Here is a 3,963-nt window from a genome sequence, read left to right as displayed (position 1 = left end):
TGGTTGTGGTCGTTCTGTACACGGACGCGGCCCGCCTACGCTTGCCCCGTGCGCCGACGCCCGCTGGCCCGCCAGTTCCTGGTCTGGCAGCTGCTCGGCGACGCGGGTACCGGCGGCCAGGAGTGCGGGCACCGACAGGGCGCGCCGGGTCGCGCGGTCGGCCAGCGACGGGCCGTCGACGAGCTGCGTGACGAGGAAGGGGCCGTCGCCGCACGTCCCGACGTCGTACAGCGCCGCGAGATTCGGGTGGTGCAGCCCGGCCACGGCGGCCCCCCCCGTGGTGGCGGGCCCCAGGAGCTCGACGACGACGGGCCGGCACAGGACGTCGTCCCACGCGCGGTAGAGGCGCCTGGCCCGCCCGGAGCCCAGGCGGGCGTCGAGCCGGTACCGCTCCGGCAGCCCCGCCGGCCGCTCCGGTCCCCCTGCCGGCAACACGACGTCGCTGGTCGTGGCCACGCGCGTACCCCCCGTCGGCAGCCGGCCACCCCGCGGTCGCGCGCATGGTGGCCGTGCCGGTCGCGGTCCCCGAGCGCCGTGCCGGATCCTGCCGACGGCGCCCCTGTCGGATCCCGCGTACCCCCGATGTCCCCCGGACTACCCCGCCCCGTGCCGCACCCACCCTTCCGCACCCCGCGGCGCGGGGGGAGGGCCGAAAGTCACGGCCGCGCGGCGTGACGGGACGTCCGACCCTGGTGGGGGCGCCCCGGGGCCGGGCACGATCACCCGGCTCGCCGGCCACCCCAGGAGGTCCCGATGCCGTCCGCACCGCACTCCGAGCCCGTCCCGGGCGGCCGGCCGGCGGGCCGCCACCGGCACACGACGCGCTGCTACTGGGACGCCCAGGTCTGCGGCTGGCACTGTCCGCCCGCCACCGCCGAGCCCGTGCCGCCGCCGGAGGTCGACGCCGTCCGGCCGGCCGAGCCCGCCGTCGCCCCGGTCTGAGGCCGGCGCGGCTGCGCGTCCACCGCGTCCGGTCCGTGCCGGTCGGTGCCGCCCGCGAACACCGCGAGGAGGAGGCCGTGGGGCTGTCGGTGGAGGTCCTGGAGACCGGTGAGCTGGGCGACCGCAGCTACATCGCCCACGACGGCGAGTTCGCGCTGGTCGTCGACCCCCAGCGCGACCTCGATCGCGTCGAGCACCGGCTCGACGGCCTCGGCGTGCGGATCGCCCTGGTCGCCGAGACCCACGTGCACAACGACTACGTGACCGGGGGCTTCGCGCTCGCCCGGCGGGCCGGCGTGCCGTACCTGGTGTCCGCCGGTGACGCGGTGGCCTTCGCCCGGGACCCGATCGCGGACGGCGACGAGCGCTGCGCGGGTGCGCTCCACCTGCGGGCGGTCGCGAGCCCGGGCCACACCGACGCCCACCTCGCCTACGTCGTCGACGCGGGCGGCCCGCCCGTCGCGTTCACCGGCGGATCGCTGCTGTACGGCAGCGTGGGCCGCACGGACCTGGTCGACCCGGCCCGGACCGAGGAGCTCTCCCGGGCGCAGTACCGGTCGGCGCACCACCTGGCGGACCTGCTCGCCGACGACACCCCCGTGCACCCCACCCACGGGTTCGGCAGCTTCTGCTCCGCGGGCCCGGCGACCGGCGGGGCGACGAGCACGGTCGGAGCCCAGCGCCGGTGCAACGACGCCCTCCTGGAACCGGACGAGGACGCGTTCGTCGCGCGGCTCCGCGCGGGCCTGACCCCCTATCCCCGCTACTACGCGCACATGGGGCCGCGGAACCGCGGCGGGCCGCCGGCCGCCGACCTCACCCCGCCCGAGCCGGTCGACGCGGCGGAGCTGCACCGCCGGATCGCCGCGGGGGAGTGGGTCGTCGACGTCCGCGACCGCGGCGAGTACGCCGCGGAGCACGTCGCGGGCACGATCGGGATCGCCCTCGACGGCGCGTTCTCCCCGTACCTCGGCTGGCTGGTCCCGTGGGGCACGCCGGTCACGCTCGTCGGCGCGACCGCCGGACAGGTCCGCGAGGCGCAGCGCCGGCTGGTGCGCATCGGGATCGACCGGCCCGCCGGCGTCGCGGTCGGACCGCCCCCCGACCTGGCCGGGCCCGCCGAGCTGCGCACCTTCCCGGTCGTGGGCTTCGCCGAGCTCGCCGCGGCGCTCGACCGCGGGGACGGAGCCGTCGTGCTCGACGTCCGCCGGGACGACGAGCGCGCGCAGGGCGCGATCCCGGGCTCGGCGCACCTGCCGCTGCACGACCTCCTCGACCGGCTCTCCGCGGTGCCCGACGGCGAGCTGTGGGTGCATTGCGCGAGCGGGTACCGGGCGGGCATCGCGGCGAGCCTGCTCGCCCGGGCCGGGCACCACGTCGTGCTGGTCGACGACGACTACTCGGTGGCCGTCGCCTCGGGACTGGCGACCGGATGACGCCCACGACCCCGGGGACGCGGGGCACCCGACCGCCCGGTCACGCAGTGTTTGCCAGGAAACCTAGCGACCGGCCAGGGTGCCGGGCCATGAGTGCGGACAACGAGGTCGCCCGTGCCGTCCGCGACCTCGTGCTGGCCGGGGACCGCTACCGCGGGGCGGTCGGCCGGTCCGCGGGCCTGGGCGCCAGCGGGGTCAGCACACTCGCGCTGCTCTTCCTTGAGGGCCCGGCCACCCCGGGGGCCATCGCCCGGCACCTCGGCATCACCACGGCGTCGGCCACCCAGCTGCTCGACCGGCTCGAGGCCGCGGGGCACGTCCGGCGCCGGCCCGACCCGGCGGACCGCCGCTCCTGCCTCGTCGAGCTCGAACCCGGCGGCCGGCGGTACGTCGCGGCGACCTACGACGACTTCGCCGAGCGAATCGGGCGGGTGGTGGCCGGGCGCTCGGGTGCGGAGATCGCCGCCGTCGCGGGGTTCCTGCACGCGGCCAGCAACATCCTGGCGGGCCCGGGTGCCGGCGCGGGGTGAGGACGCCGTGCGGACCCTGGCGGAGCGGGTGCGCGAGCTCGTCGTCGCCACCGACGAGTACCGGCGCACGATGGCGCAGGCGGCCGGGGTCGGCATCCACGAGGCCACGACCCTGGGCGAGCTGCTGCACCGCGGCCCGCTGCCGCCGTCGGCCATCGCCCGCCGCCTGGGCATCGCCTCGGCCAGCGTGACCTCGCTGCTCGACCGCCTGACGATCGCGGGCTTCGTCGAGCGGCAGCCCAACCCCGTGGACCGGCGCAGTGTGCTCGTGGTGCTCACCCCCGGCGGCCGCTCGACGATCAGGGCGATGTTCGACCTGTTCACCGACGACATCGAGCAGGCCGTCCGCACGGCGGAGCCCCGGTACGTCACCGAGTTCGGCCGGGCCCTGGGGCGGATGGCGCCGGCACTGCGGGCGCGCGCGGCCGACCGCGCCGCGCTCGAGGAGGAGCTCGCCCGCCGCACCCGGCCCCCGGACGAGACTGGGGGATAGCCGCAGGACCCGGACTTCTCGCGCACCGAAAATCTCCACCGGGAGTTGCGCCGTCCGGCGGTGGTCCGCGCGCGGGACGGGAGGGTGGGATCGGCCCACCCCAACGGCGAGACCCCCGGCGGTGATCCGTGCCCGACGTCCGTCCCGACGACCCCGGCGGCCAGCCCCGCGCCGCCCGCCCCGACGCAAGGCCCCTCCCGCCCGGTCCCGTGGACCGGGCGGACGACCTCCTCGACCGGCCGAGCCGCCGGCGGGCCTCGATGCCCGACGACCAGCGCATGCGGCTGCGCAGGGCCGCCCTGCTCGCCCCCGAGCGGTTCCCCGGTCCGGTCGGGGAGCTGCTCTGCCGCGAGCTGCTGATCTGGGAGGACTTCGGGCACCGGTTCGGCGCCCACACCCTGGTCTCGCGGCTCGTCGAGGAGATCCTCGAGCCCACGGTCCGGCCCGCCGTGCCGTCCGCGGCGTCCGTGCCGTCCGCGCCGTCCGCCGCGGAGCCCAGCGACGGCACCGCGGCCTGAGGCCGCGCAACGGACCGGGGCCGCGCACCCCAGCCTGCGCGGCC

General features: G+C 77.8%; 5 protein-coding genes and 1 pseudogene. 5 read left to right on the top strand and 1 reads right to left on the bottom strand.

The features are described from left to right. A pseudogene (locus AB0B41_RS42820) lies at positions 1-456 on the bottom strand (hypothetical protein); the annotation flags it as partial. Between the two features lie 297 nt (positions 457-753). Here AB0B41_RS42820 and AB0B41_RS42815 point away from each other — a divergent pair. From AB0B41_RS42815 to AB0B41_RS42795, 5 genes are all read left to right on the top strand, one after another. Further along, entirely contained in the window at positions 754-942 is a 189-nt protein-coding gene (locus tag AB0B41_RS42815; protein WP_358212932.1) for a hypothetical protein, read from the top strand. Positions 943-1,019: 77 nt separating this feature from the next. Further along, on the top strand, positions 1,020-2,378 hold the full coding sequence (locus tag AB0B41_RS42810; RefSeq protein ID WP_358212930.1) for an MBL fold metallo-hydrolase: 1,359 nt from the start codon (positions 1,020-1,022) through the stop codon (positions 2,376-2,378). 89 nt (positions 2,379-2,467) lie between these two features. Then, positions 2,468-2,908, top strand: a complete 441-nt coding sequence (locus tag AB0B41_RS42805) for a MarR family winged helix-turn-helix transcriptional regulator (protein ID WP_358212928.1) — start codon at positions 2,468-2,470, stop codon at positions 2,906-2,908. A 7-nt stretch (positions 2,909-2,915) separates the two neighbouring features. Beyond that, positions 2,916-3,401, top strand: a complete 486-nt coding sequence (locus AB0B41_RS42800; protein WP_358212926.1) for a MarR family transcriptional regulator — start codon at positions 2,916-2,918, stop codon at positions 3,399-3,401. A gap of 128 nt (positions 3,402-3,529) precedes the next feature. After that, the gene (locus AB0B41_RS42795; protein WP_358212924.1) at positions 3,530-3,919 is read left to right on the top strand and encodes a hypothetical protein; all 390 of its coding nucleotides are present in this window, start codon (positions 3,530-3,532) and stop codon (positions 3,917-3,919) included. The last annotated feature ends 44 nt before the right edge of the window (positions 3,920-3,963 follow it).

This window comes from Pseudonocardia sp. NPDC049154 (assembly GCF_040648315.1).
Lineage (GTDB): Bacteria > Actinomycetota > Actinomycetes > Mycobacteriales > Pseudonocardiaceae > Pseudonocardia.
The sequence above is the reverse complement of the archived record's forward strand: the minus strand, read 5'-3'. Positions and strand labels throughout refer to the sequence as shown.